The 18,483-nt window shown below is 61.9% G+C and carries 18 protein-coding genes; 2 read left to right on the forward strand and 16 right to left on the reverse strand.

Annotated features, from left to right (window positions below):
* Window positions 1–173 precede the first annotated feature (173 nt).
* The 15 genes from IQ782_RS23425 to IQ782_RS23495 form a co-directional block, all read right to left on the reverse strand.
* Window positions 174–1,790 (reverse strand): LPD7 domain-containing protein, encoded by a 1,617-nt coding sequence (locus tag IQ782_RS23425; RefSeq protein ID WP_194137093.1) that lies wholly within the window; start codon window positions 1,788–1,790, stop codon window positions 174–176.
* Window positions 1,783–3,915, reverse strand: coding sequence for a type IV secretory system conjugative DNA transfer family protein (locus IQ782_RS23430; protein ID WP_194137094.1), 2,133 nt, complete (start codon window positions 3,913–3,915; stop codon window positions 1,783–1,785). Before IQ782_RS23430 ends, IQ782_RS23425 begins: the two co-directional genes overlap by 8 nt.
* Window positions 3,912–4,973 (reverse strand): P-type DNA transfer ATPase VirB11, encoded by a 1,062-nt coding sequence (virB11, locus tag IQ782_RS23435; protein WP_338092639.1) that lies wholly within the window; start codon window positions 4,971–4,973, stop codon window positions 3,912–3,914. Before virB11 ends, IQ782_RS23430 begins: the two co-directional genes overlap by 4 nt.
* The gene (gene virB10 / locus IQ782_RS29970; protein ID WP_240989526.1) at window positions 4,970–6,157 is read right to left on the reverse strand and encodes a type IV secretion system protein VirB10; all 1,188 of its coding nucleotides are present in this window, start codon (window positions 6,155–6,157) and stop codon (window positions 4,970–4,972) included. The genes virB11 and virB10 overlap by 4 nt, the downstream gene beginning before the upstream one ends.
* A gap of 2 nt (window positions 6,158–6,159) precedes the next feature.
* Entirely contained in the window at window positions 6,160–7,011 is an 852-nt protein-coding gene (gene virB9 / locus IQ782_RS23445; protein WP_194137096.1) for a P-type conjugative transfer protein VirB9, read from the reverse strand.
* Entirely contained in the window at window positions 7,008–7,694 is a 687-nt protein-coding gene (locus IQ782_RS23450) for a VirB8 family type IV secretion system protein (protein WP_194137097.1), read from the reverse strand. The genes virB9 and IQ782_RS23450 overlap by 4 nt, the downstream gene beginning before the upstream one ends.
* Entirely contained in the window at window positions 7,691–7,891 is a 201-nt protein-coding gene (locus tag IQ782_RS23455; protein WP_194137098.1) for a hypothetical protein, read from the reverse strand. Before IQ782_RS23455 ends, IQ782_RS23450 begins: the two co-directional genes overlap by 4 nt.
* Window positions 7,892–7,938: 47 nt before the next feature.
* The gene (locus tag IQ782_RS23460; RefSeq protein WP_194137099.1) at window positions 7,939–8,826 is read right to left on the reverse strand and encodes a TrbL/VirB6 family protein; all 888 of its coding nucleotides are present in this window, start codon (window positions 8,824–8,826) and stop codon (window positions 7,939–7,941) included.
* Between the two features lie 30 nt (window positions 8,827–8,856).
* Complete coding sequence (locus IQ782_RS23465; RefSeq protein WP_240989519.1) at window positions 8,857–9,117, reverse strand: EexN family lipoprotein; 261 nt, start codon at window positions 9,115–9,117, stop codon at window positions 8,857–8,859.
* Between the two features lie 15 nt (window positions 9,118–9,132).
* On the reverse strand, window positions 9,133–9,774 hold the full coding sequence (locus IQ782_RS23470; protein WP_338092640.1) for a type IV secretion system protein: 642 nt from the start codon (window positions 9,772–9,774) through the stop codon (window positions 9,133–9,135).
* A gap of 71 nt (window positions 9,775–9,845) precedes the next feature.
* Window positions 9,846–12,200, reverse strand: coding sequence for a VirB4 family type IV secretion/conjugal transfer ATPase (locus tag IQ782_RS23475; protein ID WP_194137101.1), 2,355 nt, complete (start codon window positions 12,198–12,200; stop codon window positions 9,846–9,848).
* Window positions 12,200–12,529 (reverse strand): VirB3 family type IV secretion system protein, encoded by a 330-nt coding sequence (locus tag IQ782_RS23480; RefSeq protein WP_194137102.1) that lies wholly within the window; start codon window positions 12,527–12,529, stop codon window positions 12,200–12,202. Before IQ782_RS23480 ends, IQ782_RS23475 begins: the two co-directional genes overlap by 1 nt.
* A 19-nt stretch (window positions 12,530–12,548) precedes the next feature.
* Window positions 12,549–12,836 (reverse strand): TrbC/VirB2 family protein, encoded by a 288-nt coding sequence (locus IQ782_RS23485; protein ID WP_194137103.1) that lies wholly within the window; start codon window positions 12,834–12,836, stop codon window positions 12,549–12,551.
* Between the two features lie 12 nt (window positions 12,837–12,848).
* Window positions 12,849–13,424 (reverse strand): lytic transglycosylase domain-containing protein, encoded by a 576-nt coding sequence (locus IQ782_RS23490; RefSeq protein ID WP_240989520.1) that lies wholly within the window; start codon window positions 13,422–13,424, stop codon window positions 12,849–12,851.
* 112 nt (window positions 13,425–13,536) lie between these two features.
* Complete coding sequence (locus IQ782_RS23495; protein WP_194137104.1) at window positions 13,537–13,821, reverse strand: hypothetical protein; 285 nt, start codon at window positions 13,819–13,821, stop codon at window positions 13,537–13,539.
* Between the two features lie 287 nt (window positions 13,822–14,108).
* Between IQ782_RS23495 and IQ782_RS23500 the strand changes: the two genes are divergently transcribed.
* Window positions 14,109–14,858, forward strand: a complete 750-nt coding sequence (locus IQ782_RS23500) for a hypothetical protein (protein WP_338092641.1) — start codon at window positions 14,109–14,111, stop codon at window positions 14,856–14,858.
* Between the two features lie 228 nt (window positions 14,859–15,086).
* Window positions 15,087–16,349 carry a helix-turn-helix domain-containing protein gene (locus IQ782_RS23505; RefSeq protein WP_194137105.1) on the forward strand — a complete coding sequence of 421 codons (1,263 nt, stop codon included), beginning with the start codon at window positions 15,087–15,089 and terminating at the stop codon, window positions 16,347–16,349.
* A gap of 674 nt (window positions 16,350–17,023) precedes the next feature.
* Here IQ782_RS23505 and IQ782_RS23510 read toward each other — a convergent pair.
* A complete protein-coding gene (locus IQ782_RS23510) occupies window positions 17,024–18,205 on the reverse strand; it encodes a helix-turn-helix domain-containing protein (protein WP_194137106.1) in 1,182 nt (393 codons plus the stop codon).
* Window positions 18,206–18,483: the final 278 nt, after the last annotated feature.

Genomic DNA, 18,483 nt, shown 5'->3' on the forward strand with positions numbered 1-18,483 from the left:
CGCGAGATCTACCTCAGGTGGAGCTAGTGTCCACAGACCAAAGCGCCGTCAATGGCATAGTGCCAAATGCATCGAAATCTGGAGTTCCAGCCAGACCAAGGCCGCAACTCCCACGAGCATGCGGACAGGACCCAATTCTGAAATCCCGCAACCCACCACGCCACGTGCGGCATTCACCGCTCCTGTCCCTTCTGCGCGCCACGCTCCCGCTCTTTCTCAGCCACCTGCCCCGCGTTCTGCGCCCCCCTTTCCTGCTCCTTGGAAACATTCGCCAAGCTCTGAACCCGGACCGACTTGCCAGCCTGCAGCCCCTGCGACAGGAGCTTGGCGACATTCTCTCGCGCCGCCTCCCGATCCTTTTCCGACACCCCGCCGGCCCGCATCCGCGCGTCCATATGCGCGAGCACACTGGCCGGGCCTTTGACAACCTGATCGCCGGGCTCGTAGTGCTTGATGCGATCCTCGAGACGTTCTGAGGACAGTTCCTGGTCCCGCGGTTTGTCGGACACTGTGCTATTCTCCTCGGCTACAGCTGCCGACTTTTCCCGTGGTTGCGCCTCGACGACGCTCGGCGCACCCCGATTGACCTCTGCTGCTCGCTGAATATCCCGCGCATCCCAAAGGCGCCGATGCCCCCGTCTTTCGACCTCTTCGCCTGACTTCTTGTCTATGGTTTTGTAGGTCACCGGCTCGACCCCCGGCGAATACAGCGTCACCTGATCCCCAGCCTTGAGATCATGTTTCTCGACGGCGTCGGGCAGGGTCACGCTCCAGAGACGCTCTGCTTTTCCGCCCTCGCGCGTGAGTTCGATGAATGGCACGGGATCGGCGCCTTCGCGATTGCGGTAGGGTGCAGAGCCGATTTCGGTGATCGTGCCGGTGATCCCCTCGGCGAAGTTGGCGCGCGGCATCCGCACCACGTTTCCGTCCTTCGCCGGCCCGTCAGATCGCAACGACCCTCCTGTACTGCCGCCGCGCTCGATCTGCTCACCCTCCGTGCGTTCGAGCACGCGCTCGCCGAGCATCTGCCCCCGACGACTGGCTTCTTCGCGATCCTTCTCGGACGGTCGATAACCCTGGACCTTCAGGCCCTGCGCCGTGCCCTCGATCCACATCTCGCGGCGAAACTCTTCCGGCCCCCGGGCTGTCAGGTTCTGCCAGCCACGGTGCGCCGCGAGCTCGATCATGTCCATGGCGGTGCCGCGATCCGCATTGCGTGTGCTGAGCCGGTCACCCGCGTCGCTGATTGCCGGGCGCGCGTCTTCGTAGGACCGGTAGAGATCCTGCTGATGCGCGGCCTTCGTCACGAGGAAACGGTCATGGTAGCTGGCCGGGAGGGAGAACCGATCCTCCCCTGCCCGGGTTTTCGTGGCTTCGTCCGGGGCGATCGTTCCCCGGCCTTGTTCCTCTCGCGCTGTTGCGGCGACCTCGGCCACCGGGGATTTCACGGCGTCCTCTCGCTTCTGCTCCGCAACGCGCTCATGATACGCGGTCCAAAACGCGAGGTCGCACTCGCCAAACCCTTCACGGGATTTGGAACCGATCTCCTTCGCCGAGACGTCGGGCAAGCTCTCCAGCGCCGGCACCGACTTTTGCACGTCCGTCCCGATGGTCACGGTCGAGGCCAGCGTGCGCGCGCCCTGCCCCACCGCCTCTATGACCCGCGGCCGCTGCGCTGCATCCGCATCGGCGAATGCCCGTCCGGCCTCCGCTGCCGTGGCAAACCGCACCATGGTGTCATTGCCGGCATAGGAAAGGGTGAACCCCACCTCGTTCTGTTTCTCATCCATGCTCATCCCTTTCGTCGCCCTGCTGGTTCGCGATGTCGCCACATCCAAAAGCCTCGAGCAGTTCGATGGCGCCTTCTTTTGTTCCGATCGTTCCGGCGGTGTTGAGCTCTGCAATCTTTGCCTGTTGCTGATGTCCCGTCAGGCTCAGCCGCTCGTAGGAAATTGTGCTCGGATCGGTGATCTCGTCTTCAGACATCGGCACTTCCGCGGGTTCGCCCTTGGCGATGTTCTCCGCATGAGCGGCCTGCAGGCTGAGGATGTGATCGACCTTTTCCTGCATCTCCGCCTGGCGCGCGATCAGCATGGCATTCTGCGCCTTGACCACGGCGAGCTCTCGCTCGAGCGTGCTGCCCGCGATGGACGGAACATGCGGCGCTGGAATCTTCGTGCGCTTGAGCAACGCAGATTCCGCGTAGTAGCGGATCTTCTTTGCCTTGATCGGCGGATGGCCACCCACCAGCACCAGGGCCTCGCTCTGGTCCATCTGCAGCAATTCCTGCGGCAACATGAGAGACCGCCGCTGCTCGCTCTGGCTGACGGTCGTGCCCTGGCGATTGGCCAGGTATTTGGACTTGCTCTCGCTCTCCACCTCGACGCCCAGAGTGCCGAGCCGCTCGGAGAGGTTCTTCGCCTCGGTGAGCCCCTTGGGTGTGAAAACAATGCTGACGCCAGAGTTGTCCATGTAGGCATCGGCACCATCGCGGCCGTAGATGTCGGCCAGCTGCGCCGGGGTCTGCACGATGGTCAGCACCTTGAGCCCATAGCCGGCAAAATAGCCAATGCCGCGCTTGAAGGCGGGCAGCTCGCCCACGGAAGCGAACTCGTCCATGCAAAGGAGCACCTTGTGCTTCAGCGCCGGATTCTGCTCTGGCAATTCCTGCATGTTCGCATCGACACAGGACTGAAAGAAGAGGTTCATCAGCGGCGCGAGACGGCCAAGGTTGTTTGGCGAGATGCCGACATAGATCGACATAGGCTTGCGCCGCAGATCGGCAAAATCAAAGTCTGACGCCGCGGTCGCCCGATCCAGCATGGGGTTCGCGAAGAGCCCAAGATTGGCGGTGATGGTCGACTTGACGCTCTCGAAGGTATTTTCGCTCTTCGACAGGAAGTCGTTCAGCGTCGAGACCGTCTGCATCGAGAGCGGCCGTTCGGATTTCGCGCGGTCCTCGATGCGCTTGCGGAACGTTTTTGCAAAGGACGGGGTCAGCGTGAGCTGCCGGTAAATCTCCCCGAGCGTGAACGGCAGCTCGGGGGTTTCGGCGAGATAGCCACCGACACCGACAAAGGCAGTCTGCGCGGCCCGGTCGAAAAACGGGTCCTTGGACGCCACAGGGATGAAGAGATCAGCCAGGCGCTGCAGATCCTCGATCTGGAACTCGCTGCCCCGGCGCACGGTCGCCAGCGGATTCCAGCGGTGGGTCTTGCCGGAAGGCTCGAGCGGATCGAAGAGGAAGACCTCCTGCCCTCCGGACTTACGGAAACCCGCGGTCAGCGCCCAATTCTCCTTCTTGATGTCGAGGATGACAGCGGAGCCCGGCCAATTCAGCAAGTTGGGAATGACCACACCGACACCCTTCCCCGAGCGGGTCGGGGCATAGAGGAGCACATGCTCATCCCCGCTGTACATCAGCAGGTTGTGGGTGTTGAGGTGCCCCACCTTGTGGATCTTGAGCTTGCCGCCGTGCTCGACCGCCCTGCCCCATCTGTCCACGGGCTTGCCGTAAGTCTTGTGGGGGCGCGTGGAGGTGAAGCCCGCGATCAGACCGCCGCTCGAGCGCATGCCTGCGCCCCGGATGTCGCGCTCGCGGGCAAACTCGGCCCTCCCGTGGACATTCGGCTTGGGCTTTGCCTTGAGGATAGCCGCTCCCAGGACAGCAGTGGGTAGAAGCCCGGCGTAGCCGGCAAGCTTGACCCACTTCAGGGTCTCGGGATCGGTGTACCCGGCGAGCGCCGCGCGCGGCCAGAGCAGCAAGTCGCGGGGCAGATGCACCGGAACTTTGAGGCCCCACTGCAGGGCGTAGGCCGAGGTCATGAGCCCGCCCACCACGCCAATGCCGGCGGCCGCGGTGATTGCGGCGGCCCGCGCCGGCGTGCCGAGACGATGCCAGTTCTGAACGATCATGTGCCGCCTCCCAGCTTCTGGAGGGGGTCGAAGTAGATCTCGGTGACGCGGCGCCCCACCTCGGTGCGTTTGAGCTGCACGACGACATCGACCATGTGGATCAGCATCTCCTTGATTTCGCCGCGCGTGAGGTCCCGGCCGGCGTCGCTTTCCTTGACCAGCAGCGCCAGCTGCTCGAAGGCGAGCGCGGGGGAGTCTGCGTGGATCGTCGTGATCGATCCGCCGTGGCCGGTGTTGACGTTCCGCAGGTAGTAAAAGGCCGCGGCATCGCGCAGCTCCTGCAGGAAGATCCTGTCCGGGCGCATGCGCAGGGCGCTTTCCAGAAGATCGCGGGCGGTGATGCGCGCTGCGCCCTGCTCCCCCTTTGAATAGATCAACCGCACAACATTCTGATGCGGCAGGTCGAGCTCGAGCGTGTCCTCGATTGTGATTAGCCGCTCGTGCGACGGGATGAGCGGGAGCAGCGCTTTCGAAAACGTGGTCTTGCCCGAGCCGGTGGCACCGGAAACCAGAATGTTTTTCTTCGCCCGTACCGCCAAGGTCAGGAACGCCGGCCAGCTGCCGCCGCGGTGCAGAGACAGAAGGCTCTCGTCCTCCGCACTCAAGGCGCCAGCCTGCGAGCAGCTTTTCACCTGCTCAAACATGCCCTGAGCCACCAGGTCATCGAGCGTGTAGCTCTTCTGGGCCGGCTTGCGGATCGTAACGCTGATCGTGCCTTCAGGCACCGCCGGCGGCAGGACGACCTGAATGCGCTCACCGCCCGGCAGGGCACCAGACAGGAGCGGCGTCTGGTCATTGATCTGCTGGCGAGTCCAACTGCCGACGGTGGCGACGAGACCCTGCAAAAAGGAATAGGTGAACGCCGTAGCGGAAACCTGCTCCCAGGTTCCGGAGGCGTCTTCGACAAACACCTCTCCGGGGCGGTTGATGCAGATCTCGAGCACGTCGCTCCGCGCGAGCCAAGGCGCAAGCGGTTCCAGATGGGAGGCAAGAGCCGAGGGCACGACCCTGCTGGCAGCTCTCGGCTCTGCAAGACTCGTGTCGCGCACTTGCATCATCGCAGCCGGTACACGCCGGAGAAATCGAGATCGCGGGCGACCATGACCGAGACCTCTTCACCCTGATTCTTGCGCAGGATGACCGGCACATCAATCGTGCTCTCGAGCTCGGTCTCCGCAAGGCTGCGCGCTGCGTCACGCGTGTTCTCGTAGCTGCTCTCGTCATCCGTGCCCGAGCGGGTCGCGAGGATCAGAGCGTCATCTATGATCGACAGCATCATCGTGCCGCCGAAGCGCGTCCAGAACTGGGTGTCGATGTCGCCCTCAAGACCCGTGCGTCCCAGCGCGTCGGCGCCGGGCGAGCCCAAGTTCACGATGACCCCGGCCGGCGTCTCGGCCCGAGTCCACAGAACGAAGAGTCGCTTCTGCCCACGTTGCAGACCGCCCCGGTACTCGCCAACGATCTTCGTGCCGCGGTCGAGAAGGATGACAGCGCCGGTGGTGGCATAGACATCATCCGTGACGGTGCAGCGCACCATACCGGGCGCGGTGGAATCCATCGCCGTGTCGAGCGCGCAGGGGATGACGGTGCCTTGGGTGACCGTCAGGTTCGGATGGGCCAGCACTCGAGCCTGCTCGGCCCCGCGCGTGCCGGTGACCAGTTCTGCGGCCAGTCCTGAGAGTTCGCGCCTGGCACCTTCGGCAGACCCTCCGCCAAAGAGCGTTGGTGCGGCGCCTTCTGCGGACGCTGCGCCTTGCGTTGCGCCTCCCATAGCTGAGTTCCCTGAGCCCGCATGCGCCATGAGCGGGGCGCGCTTCGAGGCCTCATAGAGCTGCTCGGCTTCGCTGGGTTCTGACGACTGGCTCTGCTGCTCTTCCTGGCGCGCGCGTTCGATGGGTCCCAGCGCGTCGGGATCCTCTGCCGCCGCGGGCTCCTCCTCAGGCTCAGGCGCGGATGTCTTCTCTTCCTGCCCTGGAAGATCCGCGGGTTGGAAATCCTCCGCGGTGCGGATCGTGCTGGCCCTACGCTCAGTCCCCTCCTCCGGGGCGGGCTCTGCGTCACTTGGCCATTGCAGGAAGGCCATTGCGCCAAGGAACACGATGCCCGTCACGACCAGAAGCTTCTTATTCTTCTCGGTCAGCCCTGCGGATTTTGCCCCGGCGAACGACGAGATGCCCCGCTCGCCCGGAAGGGTGGTCTCCGCGGCCTCCAGCGTTTCATCGGAATTTTCTGTCTCGGCCATGCTCACTCTCCGATGATTTCGCGGCGAACGGAGGGGCTGGTCGTGCCAGTGCCGGCATCACCGCCGACCGCATAGCCCTGCCCCATGTTGTAAAGGGCGGTCACCTCTCCCCCGAGACGCAGGCGCAGTTCCGGAGCGACGTCGTGCACGATGACCTGGTTTTTCCGCACGGTGGTGTTGGCCAAACGCTCGGTGCCCGCGCGGCCGACTATGAACACGGCGGGCATGCGGGTCCGGCGCGCGAAGGTCAGCACGGTCATCTCGCCATTGTCGTAGGCTTGGGTCGGCTGCAGATCTCGGCTGCCGGCCGCGAGATAGCGCCAGTTCTTTGAGCCCGACGTCGCCACCGACTCCGCCAGCCGAGCCTTGGCCGCCTGTTCCTGGGCCCGGGCCTTCTGGGTGGCAGCAGCCTCGCGCCGCCTATTGGCCTCATCGGTCGGATAGGAAAAGCGGATCTGGAAATAGACATCCTTGGACGTGTTGGTGATCGCCCCCTCGCGCACGATGAGCTCGAAGGAATACGTCCGGGTCGTCCCATCGGCACGCATCGTGGCGATCTGCAGGTTGGTCGGCGGGTTTGCCTCTCGCGCTTTCAGATAGAGGATGTTCCCTCGCGGCACGATTTCCCAGGAGACGGTATCGCCGCTGCCGACATCGATGATCTCCTCGGTCTGGGCGAAGACAACCTGCACGGTGGTGCGAATTGTGCCAACTACGCGCACCACGTCCCATTCGTTGTAGCTGACCGACCGGACCCGCGTGTCTGATCGTGAGGGACGCGGCACGTCGAGTGCAAGAACTGGCGTTGCCGCCGTCATCACTGCGCAAGCAAGAAGAGCTGCCCGAAGCCTCATTGCGGCACCTCCGGATCCGCCCGATAGCTTTCCACAAGAAACCCGAGAGGGTTGATGGTCCGGTCCTCGGCGCTGATCTCGGCCCTGCCGTCGAAGTCAAACTCGATCGTAGCTACCCAGAGGGTTTGGGTCCGGAGGTTCTGGCGCTCATTGATCGCGGTCTTGTAGAAACGGACCTGCGCGAGCTCGTCGCCCAGGAAGGAGATCGATCTTATCTTGATCTCTGCACGGGTGTCGGTGCCATAGATGTACTGCGGGCTGTTGGGGTTCGAGCCGTTGAAGGCATCCGAGAAGCGTGCCTGCTCCGCGGGGGCCGAGAGCAGCGTCACCTCCCGGTAGATCGCTTCGCGCTCGGCAAAGCTGTAGCCCTCGCGTTCGCGGACATAGCGCGCCAGGAAATAGCGGGTGACGGTCTCCTCGTAACTCGTGGCGCCATCACTGAGGCTGGTCATGACCTCCGGAACACCGCTTGCGGTATCGACGCGGATCACGAAGGGCACGACCTGCTTGAGCGGTGCCATGACCCCCACCGCGCCAACGCTGGTCACAGCAAGGAGGCTTGCGACCCCGGCTATGATCCAGGCGGTGCGCTTGGAGCGCTCGGCGGCAAGGCGCAGGTCATAATCAAAGCTGCGCGCCTCTTTGAGATAGGCGGCAAATTCCTTGTCCTCCGCGGGTTTCATGTCTCCGCGCCTCCCCGAGTATCTGCGATCCGGGGCGACACGCCGATTTCCTGCTGCTTTTGCAGCACCGCGTCCCGGTAGTTCCATTTGGTCGGGTTCAGCGGGCGCACCTGAGTACCAGCGACATCCGGCAGCGGTGTGGTTGTCGCGCAGGCCGTCAGGCCGAGAACAGCCATGAGCAGGACAGAAAATTTCATCTCGTTACCTTGAAGGTTTGCGGGTTGGAGAGGCCGATTTGTCGACCTCAATCTGTGCGCGTTGCCGAGCCACTCGAACTGCCGGGGCCATGGGCACGCGGGGATGTGCCAAACAGCTTGCGCTCGACCATGCGCTGCGCCGCGCCGGTCGATGCCGACGTGCCGGCACTGAGCGCGGAGGCGATGGACGGCAGCAGGAAGAAGAAGATCGTCCCGCAAGCCATCGCGACCAGAAAGGCCGAAATCGATGCCGCAGCCTCTTCGATGTTGAAGCTCGCATAGACGTCACCGATGAACGCCGTGACCGTCATCATCAGGACGATCACCAAGAGCTTCAGGATCGAGAAGTTCATGGCCTGCCCGAGCCAGGCGAAGAACCAGCCACGCGTTACCTCGAAGAGTGCGAACGCGACGAAGAGCGGACCGATTGCAGCCAATAGCGTGAGGCCGAAGTGCACAAGCAGGCTGGAAACGAAGGCAAGGGCCGCGAAGGGCACCGCAATCAGGATCAAGACCACCGAAAGGGCATACCCGTACATCGTGCCGGCCAAACCCGAGCCGTACTGTTCCTGAACTTTCACACTGATCTGGCCCGCCATTGCCATGACGGCATCAGAGGGCAAATTTGTTGATCCCCCGGCGAGCAGTTCAACAAAGTCCGGGATATCGTTCAGGATCGTGTCCCCTACCCAGGCGCTGTAGTCGCCGGCGCTAGAAACAAGGGTCCAGATGATGGCGAGCTTGACGCCCCGCAGTGTGAAATCGAGCAACGGCTCCTGAACAGAGCCGCGGATGATCGCCCAGCCGTAGAGGATAAGGTAAATGGTCATTGCCGCGGTCAGCGGTGCCGTCAGCTCTGCCGACATCGTCGCGCTGATATCCGTCATCTTCGCCGTCAGACTCTCGACGAAGTTGTCATACAAAGCTTGCAGCATGTCCGCAGTCCCTTCCCACGCGGGCTTACATCAATCGAACGAGGGCTCTCCGAAGACATTGCTGAAGCCCTCGCTGTCTTGATCGCGCTGCGCCGCGCGCTCCGCATCGTCCGCATTGACGCAGTTGGCATCCTCGGCAGCACGATCAGAAACCTCGCAGGACTCGAGCATCTCGGCGCGCGCGGCGGGGTCGGCAGAAAAGTACTCTACCGTCTGGTTTTCTTCTTCCTTGCATCCAGTCAGCGCGGCGCCCGCGATCAGCGTCACCAGCATCGAAGTGGCGAGTTTCATGGTAGGTTCTCCTTCTTAGAATTCGTCAGGGCCATAGATGCGCTCGTAGCCAGCGCTTTCACGAGCGCGGCGTTGAGCAGCAATTTCCGCTTGGCGCTGGTCTTCGACGCGGGTCTGCGCATCCTGCAGCATGGCAAGGCCCTGAATGCGGTTGGTGTCGTTCTGCAGCATGGCTTGCTCCACCGCGATCCGGGCGGAGAGCGCATCCATTTCCCGCTGCGTCGAGACGTCACCAATCTTGTCGCGGAGCTGATCGAGCCCCTCGAGCCGGTCGTCCGAGAGGGTCACGATCCGCTCGCCGATGGCGGTGTCTCGCGCCGAGCGGTTGGTGATCCGTTCAAGCTCGCTGCGGTAGAAATCCTCGGCATCGATGTCCGTGCTGCCGAGCGAGGCGAAATCCGCCGCGTCCTGAGCAGTGCTGGCCAGATCACCCAGATCGTCGATTGTCACATCGAAGTCCCGGGCGATCTGCATGGCCTCAGGCCCAAGCAGCTCTCGCACCTCCGGCGAGTTGAGCGCATTCACCACCGAGTCCATGTCGGTCATGCCGTTGATCGACGCGTAAAGGGCCTGCGCCTGCTCGAGCTCCCGCACCATCTGCGCAATTTGCTGGGCAAATTCCGCCTTGGCATTGGCCAGCGCGGTGGTGTCGATCACCGGAACGCCCTGCGCCTGCACCGGCTGCGCGAGCAAGGCGAGTAGGGTCGCGGCGCGAAGTGCGTGCCGTTTCATGCCAGGTCCTTTCGTGTCGCGAGGAGCCGCGGGAGCCAGTCCCGGGGCGCGGGGTATTTCTGCCGCAGCTCATGCATGAGCGCGTTGCTCGCGGTGCGCCCCGACAGAACGGTCAGCACATCATCAAGACCGGAGAGGTTGAGATCGCAGACCACAGAATTCTGGGCCTGCTTGATGAGGAAATGCCCCATGGGCAGTTCGCTCTGCACGATCTCGAACTCACGTTCGGAAAGACCGAACTCGTCCACCAGGTCCTTTCGGCTGGGGCGGTCCGTGCCAAAGTAGATCTGGCTGGCGCATTGCTCGATGATGGTTCGCGCGATCGGGCTTGCAATGACATCGGAAGCCGACTGCGTGCCCGCGACGATGATGCCGTTCTGCTTGCGGATCACCTTGAGCTTGTTCTTCACGAAATCGGAAAAATACGGGTCCGACAGCGCTTTCCAGAACTCGTCGATGAAGATCGCGATCCTCTGGCCGGTGATCAGCTGCTCCACCCGCCGCATGAGATACATCATGATCGGATTGCGGATTTCCGGATCGTCGAGAAAAGCTGTGATGTCGAAGCCGACGAGATCGGCGTCGAACGACAGCTCATCGGTCGCATTGTCGAAGACCCAACCCAGACGGCCCTCGCCCGTCCAGCGGTCGAGACGTGCGCCAATGTCCTCGGCCCCGCCGCCGAACCCGAGCAACTCGCGCAGTGCCGATAGGCTGCGCTCGGAACGCGGAAGATTGGCAAGCCCTGCTACGGCCTGCTCAATTCGGCGGACATCGCTGGCCGAGAAGGTGGTTTGATGGCCGCCCAGCATCGATTTGACGAGAGCCACAAGGAAGGCTTGGCCGCCGGCATCAAGCTCGAGCGCCATGAACGGTGCGCACCCCGTGGGCAGACCGGGCTGGAAATCGAGGTAGGTTCCGCCCGAGGCCCGCACGAAAATTTCGGCACCATGATCCTTGTCGAAAAGCACGCGCTTCACGCCAAACTTCTCGAGCTGCGAGAGCAGGAAGGTCTGCACAACGATCTTGCCCGAGCCGGAGGGACCGCAGATGAACGTGTGGCCAAGATCGCCGACGTGGAAATTGAAGTAAAACGGCGTCCCCGCGCTCGACTGGAGCTTCGCAATGGCCGCGCCCCATTCGTTTCCGGCGCGGTGTCCGGTCGGGTAGTTGTGCAGGGGGGCCAGAGCGGTGAAGTTGCGGCTGGTCACCAGCGCCGTCCGGGCGCGGTGGGCGTGGTTGCCCGGCAGCTGTGCCCAGAACTGCGGCTCTAGGCCCAGGTCCTCGCGCGCGACAACCGCGCCGGCTTCCGACAACAATGTGACGGCATCCGCGGCGCAAGCTTTCAACGCCACCGGATCCTCGCTCAGCACGAGCAGCGAGAGATTGTGCTCGCCCATGACGAAGGTCCCGGACATCAGCTCGTCGCGTGCCGCGCGCAGCCCGTCCGCCTGCGACAGCGCCGGGTCATTGGCGTTGCGCAGCCGTCCTTCCTTCAGCGACATCTGGCGCAGGGCGTCGGTCTTGCCCGCGCAGCGGAACGACTGGGTCAGGATGAACTCGAAGGGCGCGGTCAGCAGGCCATCCAGCATGTCGGGCCGGGTCCAAGCGGGATATTCCTTGAGCCCGAACATGGCCCCGTAGGTGCTGGCATCAGCATGGCGGATCTCACAGGCCTCGCGGCCAAAGATCACCCGATCGGTGTAAATCGCACCGCCGAGCGTGCCCTGAACCAGCGGGACTTCAGCAGGGCGGCCGGAAATCACCTGCTTCAGGACGCTTGCAGGCTCAGAAATCAGAACATCTCGGTCGTTGCGAACAACCGACAACCGACGCGGCCGGAACCGGCTGAGGCTCCCAGCAAGTTGGGCCGCCTTGTCATCGAGCTCGTCCAATAGCGCCTGATCCACCTCGATCTGGCGCGAGCGGGCCCGCCGCATCCCGCGGACGAGGTGCTCGCTCGGGAGGTTCCGCGGCTGCATGTAGAGCGTGAGATAGATGTCGTTCCGGTATAGGCGCTTCTGCTCGAGCCGGGCGCGGTAGGCGCCGTCGATCCAGCTGGCAAGATCGGAGGTGAACACGCCCGCCGGAGAGCCCTCGTCGCGGCTGCGGATCACATGGACATAGACCATCACCCCAAGGCCTGCGATGCTGCGCAGCGCATGGCTCAGAGTGTCATGCAGGACATTGATGTGACGCGTGTCCGCCGTTCGAAAGGACGCCCCCTCAAGCTTCATCATCTGAAACGCACCGCGATTGCGCGTGATGATCGCATGCTCATCCGCATGACGCAGACACGGCAGGTAGCGCTCGGCGGTGCTCTCGGTTCTGATATTGCGCGCAAAGCCCATCAATCGATTTCCTCGAGCAGGTACCGCCGGCGCAATCGCAGCGGCGATGAGGACGATCCGCCCCAGAAGCTGCGGTTTCGGCAGCGGGCATTGGTATCCAGCCACCGAAAGAGGATCTGGAAGGCGTTGGCGTCGCGCTCGACGACCAGCCGCGCGAGCGCGAGAAGCGGGAGTGCCAGGGACAGATACGCAATCGAGTCCGCCACGATCATCGCAAGGCCGCCAAGGCCGCAGGAGATCGCGAAAGCCTCGATCGGAATGCCGAAGACCATTGCCGGACGCGTCAGCGCCAGGAACAAAGTGTCCTCGTTGAGCTTCTCCCTGGTCATCAAAGCCCCCTGCCCCGCCTTATGCGGTGATCATCGTCAGCACTTCGGAGGCCGCGAAGATCATCACGACCCCGCCCACGGCCCAGGCCGCGCGGCGCAGATCCACGAAGTTGAAAAGCCAGCCCGCGCCGATGAACATGATCGCGATGAGCGCGATCGGCTGCTTGGCGCTCTCAAACTCGTCGAGAATATTGTTCAGGAAATCGGTGAACCCGGCGGCTGCTGCGGGCTGCGCGACAAGGGCCAGGATCAGGGCGAGCGAGATCGGCGCACCGGCGGACCGGTGACGTTGTAGGAAACGTTTCAAGGTGAAATCCTTCTACTGGAAGACGTGGGCTCCGGAGCCGTTTGATGTGGCGAACACATCCCAGCCCTCCGGCGGATCGGCCTGCCCGCGCGGTGCCGCCGGACGTGCCGCAGCTGCTACGGGGATGGTCCCATGCCCTCCCCCGAGGACGCGGTCTACATAGCCATTCGCAAATCCGCGCGTCAGCGATCCGGTGTTGTAAGATGACAGGGCCTGCTGCAGGGCTGTGCCCTTCTCCACGCCGCGCTCACGCGCACGGACGTAGCCCTCGCGCAGCACGGTCTGCGCCGCGCCGAGGTTGCGACAGGCGTCAAAGACAGTGTCGGGCGTCAGACCAAGCCACTCGAGATTGGCACTGTTGATCTGTCCGAGCCCCATGTCGATGGAGGCGCCCTCGGAGATCAGGCGCTGCGCAAGTTGCGCAGCCTCCTCGACGCTTCCCGCCGTGTAAGATCGCTGTCCTTGGCCATTCACGCCGATCGCGTAGGGCTCAAAGCCGCTCTCGGCAGCGACGAGCTTTTCCATCACGCTCGGCGAAACGCCTGGCGCGCAGTTCTCAGCCAGGGCGCGGAACGCAGCGGCATTCATCGGCTCCGCGTCTGCGATCCCGGGCAAGCCCGCAAGGAATGCTGAGAGGGTCAGAGAGAGACGCGCGCCAGAAAAAGGCAGGCGGATTTGGGCGCGGGATACGCCCAGCCGGTCATTTGACGTCTTGGCTTTCGGCGCCTTTGGGGATCGGAACCCAGACACCTTCGGAGCCTGGGAACGTCCGAAGATGGAAGTTGACCAGCGCGTCTGCGGATTTGAAAACCCTGTCATCTCCGGTCTTAGATGAGATGACGATGGTTTCCGACCCGTCAGGGCGGATCGCCCAAAGCTCCCAGTGCCATCCTCTGGAAGCCTCGATCGGGCGGTATTCAATTTTGCCACCATCCTGAAGGAAGCCTTGTACTGCATCGCTTGTAATCGGGCGTTGTTTTTTCATTCGGGGACACCTGTCGTCGGGATTTTCTGGCCAGGTGATGGGTAACGTTGAAACACACCCAGCCACAACGAGAAAGGCCTATTTTCAAAATCGCCTTTCATGCCATTTTCGAAAAAGCTTAAAACACGAATTTGACAAAATCGGCGTTTACTGAAATCTACCCGCTCAAGGCGCAACCTGAGGCTGCACGCCCCATATTAGTTCGCCTTAATTTCATAGCGGGCTCCCTAACGTTAACACGAAGCGTGCGGGAGCCCCGACCCTACGGAAGATGGAGGTCAGTTGACGTGGCTAAGTTAAGAATCCGGCATGCGCGGAAAATCGCCGGTGCGGCGATCCTGGCCTCCGAACTGGCAATCGGAGCGCCGCGCACGGCGCAGGCCTACCAGGTTGATTGCGCGATCCTGATTTGTCTCGCGGGCGGTTGGCCGTCCACCGCGGAGTGCGCAGAAGCTCGCGAGACCTTCATCGAGCGCATCACTCCGTCGCCGATCGAGCCGCCCCTTCAAATCTGGAATTGCCCGCTCGGCGCCAGCTACGACAGAGATCGCGACCAAACTCCCCTACCCCGTCTCGTGCCAATCGCAGCGCGAAGTGCGCCAGACGTCCATGAACCTGGCACGGCGGTTCTACCCTCGGTTCTGGGCCAGACGCTCGGGGCCCTGTCCACCGACCCGATGACCGCGCTCGCGTTGGCGGCGCAGGACGGCAATCAATCCCATGCTGCCAATGTCGACATCAGCGGCCCGGAGTTTGACTTTGTCCGCTCGATCCGGGTCTATCATGTCGCTTTAGCCAGACAACGAGAGATCGGCAGCGAAGAGAGCCATTGCCGGCGCACTCAGAACGTTCAGATCGGGACCTATGGGGAGCACGGGGCGTTCGGTTGGTCGGACAGCAGCGTCGACGACCTCCCCGCCGCGTTCGAAGGACTTGATGGTTGGGGCGAGGATTGTCCATCCATCCATGCCCGTGCGGTGTTTGTCGACTGGCGAGACTATAGCGGGAGCTATGGGTTCGAGCAGGTGAACTACTGACATCTCTCGAAAGGATCAGCCCCTATTAAGAAGCAAACCCCGCGAAGGCGGCAGCCTTACACGGGGAAGCTCAAGACCTTCAGGGTCTGCAAACCCTGAAAAGAACACTGACATGTTCACGGTCTAGCAGCTTCCTGACATGACGGACAACCCCAAACCGCATCTGTGCGATCGGGAGAGGTTTGTCTGCACGCCGCCTCGCGTTCTCAAGAAGAAGGACCGAGCAGAATGACAGTGATGCAACAATGGAGCCATGGCCGACAACATGGCCCCTTCCCCACACTCCCCAGTGGCATGGAGCGCGACGGTTTCGTCAACCTCGTCGATACCATCGCCAGTGCCGTCGGCATTGGGGCTGCCGCCATGATGACCTTCCGCGCGATGATCGGTGCCACGCGCCCGCGATCCTTCAAGACCGGCGCTGAGGAGCCGTGCTGCTACCTCAGTCAGACCGAGCTCGCGCGAAAGCGCGGGGTCTCCCCCTGCCGCATCCGCGCCCATGAGCAAATCCTGGAGCGCGCTGGCCTCATCGAGAAGCGGACCATGGCAAACGGTGCGCGATCCGGGTTCGCTGGCTGCGGTGTCTTCTTCGGTCGCGGTATTGCCCGCGTGCAAGAGTTCCTCGGACTACGAGAGGCACTCGAGAAGACTCGCAGAGCCCACGGGCAACTCCGCGGTCTGCGCAGCGCCCACAAGCGGCGCGCGCTGATGCTCCTAGCGGAGCTTGCTGACCGGACCAGAGGTGACGAGATCACCGCGGCCCTTCGCGCCCAACTCAACACGTGGCCTTCGGCCGCCAGGTTGCATCGCATGTCTCTGGAAGAGTTGACCCTGCACGAAGCGGATGCCGCCGCGCTGTGCCGAAAGATCGCAGCCACGCTGGGTGAGCCGCGAAAATCAAGTGGTCGGACCTGCGAAAACGAGCGGCCCTTAATACAAGATATGACCCAAGATCCTACTCAAGGCGCTGGTCGAGTTTCGGCCAAAGAGGTGGATGACGCACGGCATTCCGATGATATCAAGCTGGAGGATCGGAGCTACAGCGACCAGGACAAACCTCCGAAGGAGGCAGGGGCTGAAGGAGAGCTGTTGAGCCGCGGGCAGGCAGGAGAAGGTCAGGCGGCGTTTCTTGGATCACTAGGGCCAGAACGCCTATACGCGCTATGCTCTCAGGAAATGCAGCTTCACCTGGATATGCGCCGCTACGGACAGCGGCAGCTTGTGTTCTACGATTTCGTCGTCTCGGCTCAGAACAGGCTCCCGGAGATGGGTGCGCATCCGGCTATGTGGAGGGAACTCCGCGGTGCGATGGGATCTGCGAGTGCTGCAATTTGTTTGCTCATTGCCGATGCAAAGCATTCCGAGCGTGCGCGAGCTGATGCGTGTCCTGCGGGGGTTCTCGAGGGTATGCTGCGAGATTTCCGCCGTGGAGACCTGGACCTGCTCGGAGCTTTGGAAGAGATCGGACGTCCGCAGAGAACGCGCGAGTGACGGAGTTGTGACTCTCTGCAATCAGCTTAGACCTGACCGCTACTTTTTTCACGGCGCACGGGGCGCGCTTTGCAGCTATTGCCCACCGGGCAATAGGGCTTCTTCGCGTACTTACTGAGCGCTTGCAGAGTCTGAAAGAGCGCACCGGCTGATCTATGCGTGGGGTTTGAAGTCCAGTGAGAACCAAGACTGCTTAGCTGATCGGCAACCGCAACTTCCTGTCTGAGAGTACTAGCAGACGGGAAATTTCCTAGGTCGGCCGTCCTACAGATCCTCGCTTTGACTGCCTATTGCCCAGTGGGCAATAGCTACGATAATCCCGATTTCGCATGGGCATGCCCAAGCCAATCTCCTACCTTTAAGACCAATGAGCGGCTGGGACGTAAAGGCATGGGGAGCTTTTCCTGAAGTGGGAGGTGGCACTCTCAGCGAGGAGAACAATTCACAACTAAGTGCCTGAACAACGTGAAAACTGCACGCTGAACGGCAACTTGCTGACAGTGACACACAGCGTTAGGGCGACATAAGCTCGACCAGCGCAACTCGTCCGGCCCTACGGAAGCAGAAGGGTTGCTTCGCGTCGGAGTGGCTTTCGGGACACTCAGCAAGACGGACACACAGGGTTGCGTTAGTTGACTCCATGTCTTCCCCGGCAGGCACGGGTCACATTTAAATCATGGGTAGCCCAGGGGCATACTCTGCACGATAGCCACTTCGAAGTAGCGCTGGGGATTGCTGATAGTCTCTACCCGAGTGATCATCTGGTCGAAAATATCGACGAGTCTGTGCAGACCGAGACGTCGGAGAATTGCTGTGTATGGCGCGTTTCTTATGCCAAGGCTCACCCCTAATCCATAGAGAGCTTCGAGTAAGCCTGCGTCGCTTGGTTCCGCGTCAGGAAGGAAGCTTGCGGCATGAGGATTTCTTCTCAGCAAATCGGCATAGGTTACGCAAGGCGAGTCCTTCGCCTTGCGTAGCTGAGTACGTTTTTTTCTCAAAGTTTGTGACTCTACTTGGCGGGTAAATCGTCCGTCGCTGGCGGGCAAATCTCCGGTTTCGGTGTCATCCTTTCGAGGCAGGACTCCTGAAGAGTCTGTTTTGACGAGGTCTTGGACAACCGGTTTAGTGTTGTCCGCGGGCAGGACGCATGTCTTCGAGGTGGCGTGATCCGGCCGTGCGGGGCAGGGCGCTTTGAGCAGATCGAGCAGTCGATCTCGGGCGGCCGCGATTTGAGTAACGGTTGTGCTCTTCCGACGAAGAAGGTTGGTTAGGCCATTGAGAAAGCTCTGGGTGGACGCATCGACAGGCTTCTCCAAATCGAGGACGCGACGGCGCAAGGCAAAGGCTTCGCTGCGCAAGTTCCGTCGCAGTTGCTCTTCCTCTCTAATCTTGGTGGCCATGCCCTGCAAATGCTCAGCAGCTTGGAACAAAGGTCGTAGGTCGATCCCGAAGGCGTCGACTACCACGCCGCCACTCTTGAGAGGAAAACGCTTGCCGGTCGCGCTATCTTTCCGGCGGACGAGTCCGCAGTCTACCAGTTTGCGAATGTGGCGCCTTAGGTTGCTTTCATCCATGCCTTCAGTCCGTTCGCAAATGGAGGCGTTCGATGCATAACAGATGAGTAGCATTTCATGCGTAGCTGGCACTTCTGTGCCGTTGCCGTCCTTCAAAGGAAGGAAGGTTAGCATTGCTCGCAGAGCTGTTAGGTCGCCTGGATTGAGCGCAAGCGCTTCTGCGGAGGCCTTGACTAGGTCAAAGAGGGACCAGCGCCGGATGGGGCGGAAAACCGGTCCCATGGTTTGGACGCAATTCTCCCGCGCCCCGGCATTGAATGCCGCGGTTGTTATGGATTTCATGCCATTTCAGACGGCAAAAGCTACCCGTTCACCGAAATCGGTGTTGTCAGTGGATCTGATTTCGGGTATCTGTTAGTTGCTACACAGAACAGAAGCCCTCTGAAGACACTGTCTTTGGGGGGTTTTCTTTTGCTGGGGTCTGCTCCTTTTTCTGCTCGTTTACCTCAACCCGGTGCCTGGCCGGGCGCTCTTCTTCTCCGAAAGATGCTATTGCCCGGTGGGCAATAGCCATTGCAACGTAGGATTTGTCTTTCAGACTACTTCCTACAAGTCCTTTC

It is taken from the genome of Salipiger mangrovisoli (assembly GCF_015223355.1).
Classification (GTDB): Bacteria; Pseudomonadota; Alphaproteobacteria; order Rhodobacterales; family Rhodobacteraceae; genus Salipiger; species Salipiger mangrovisoli.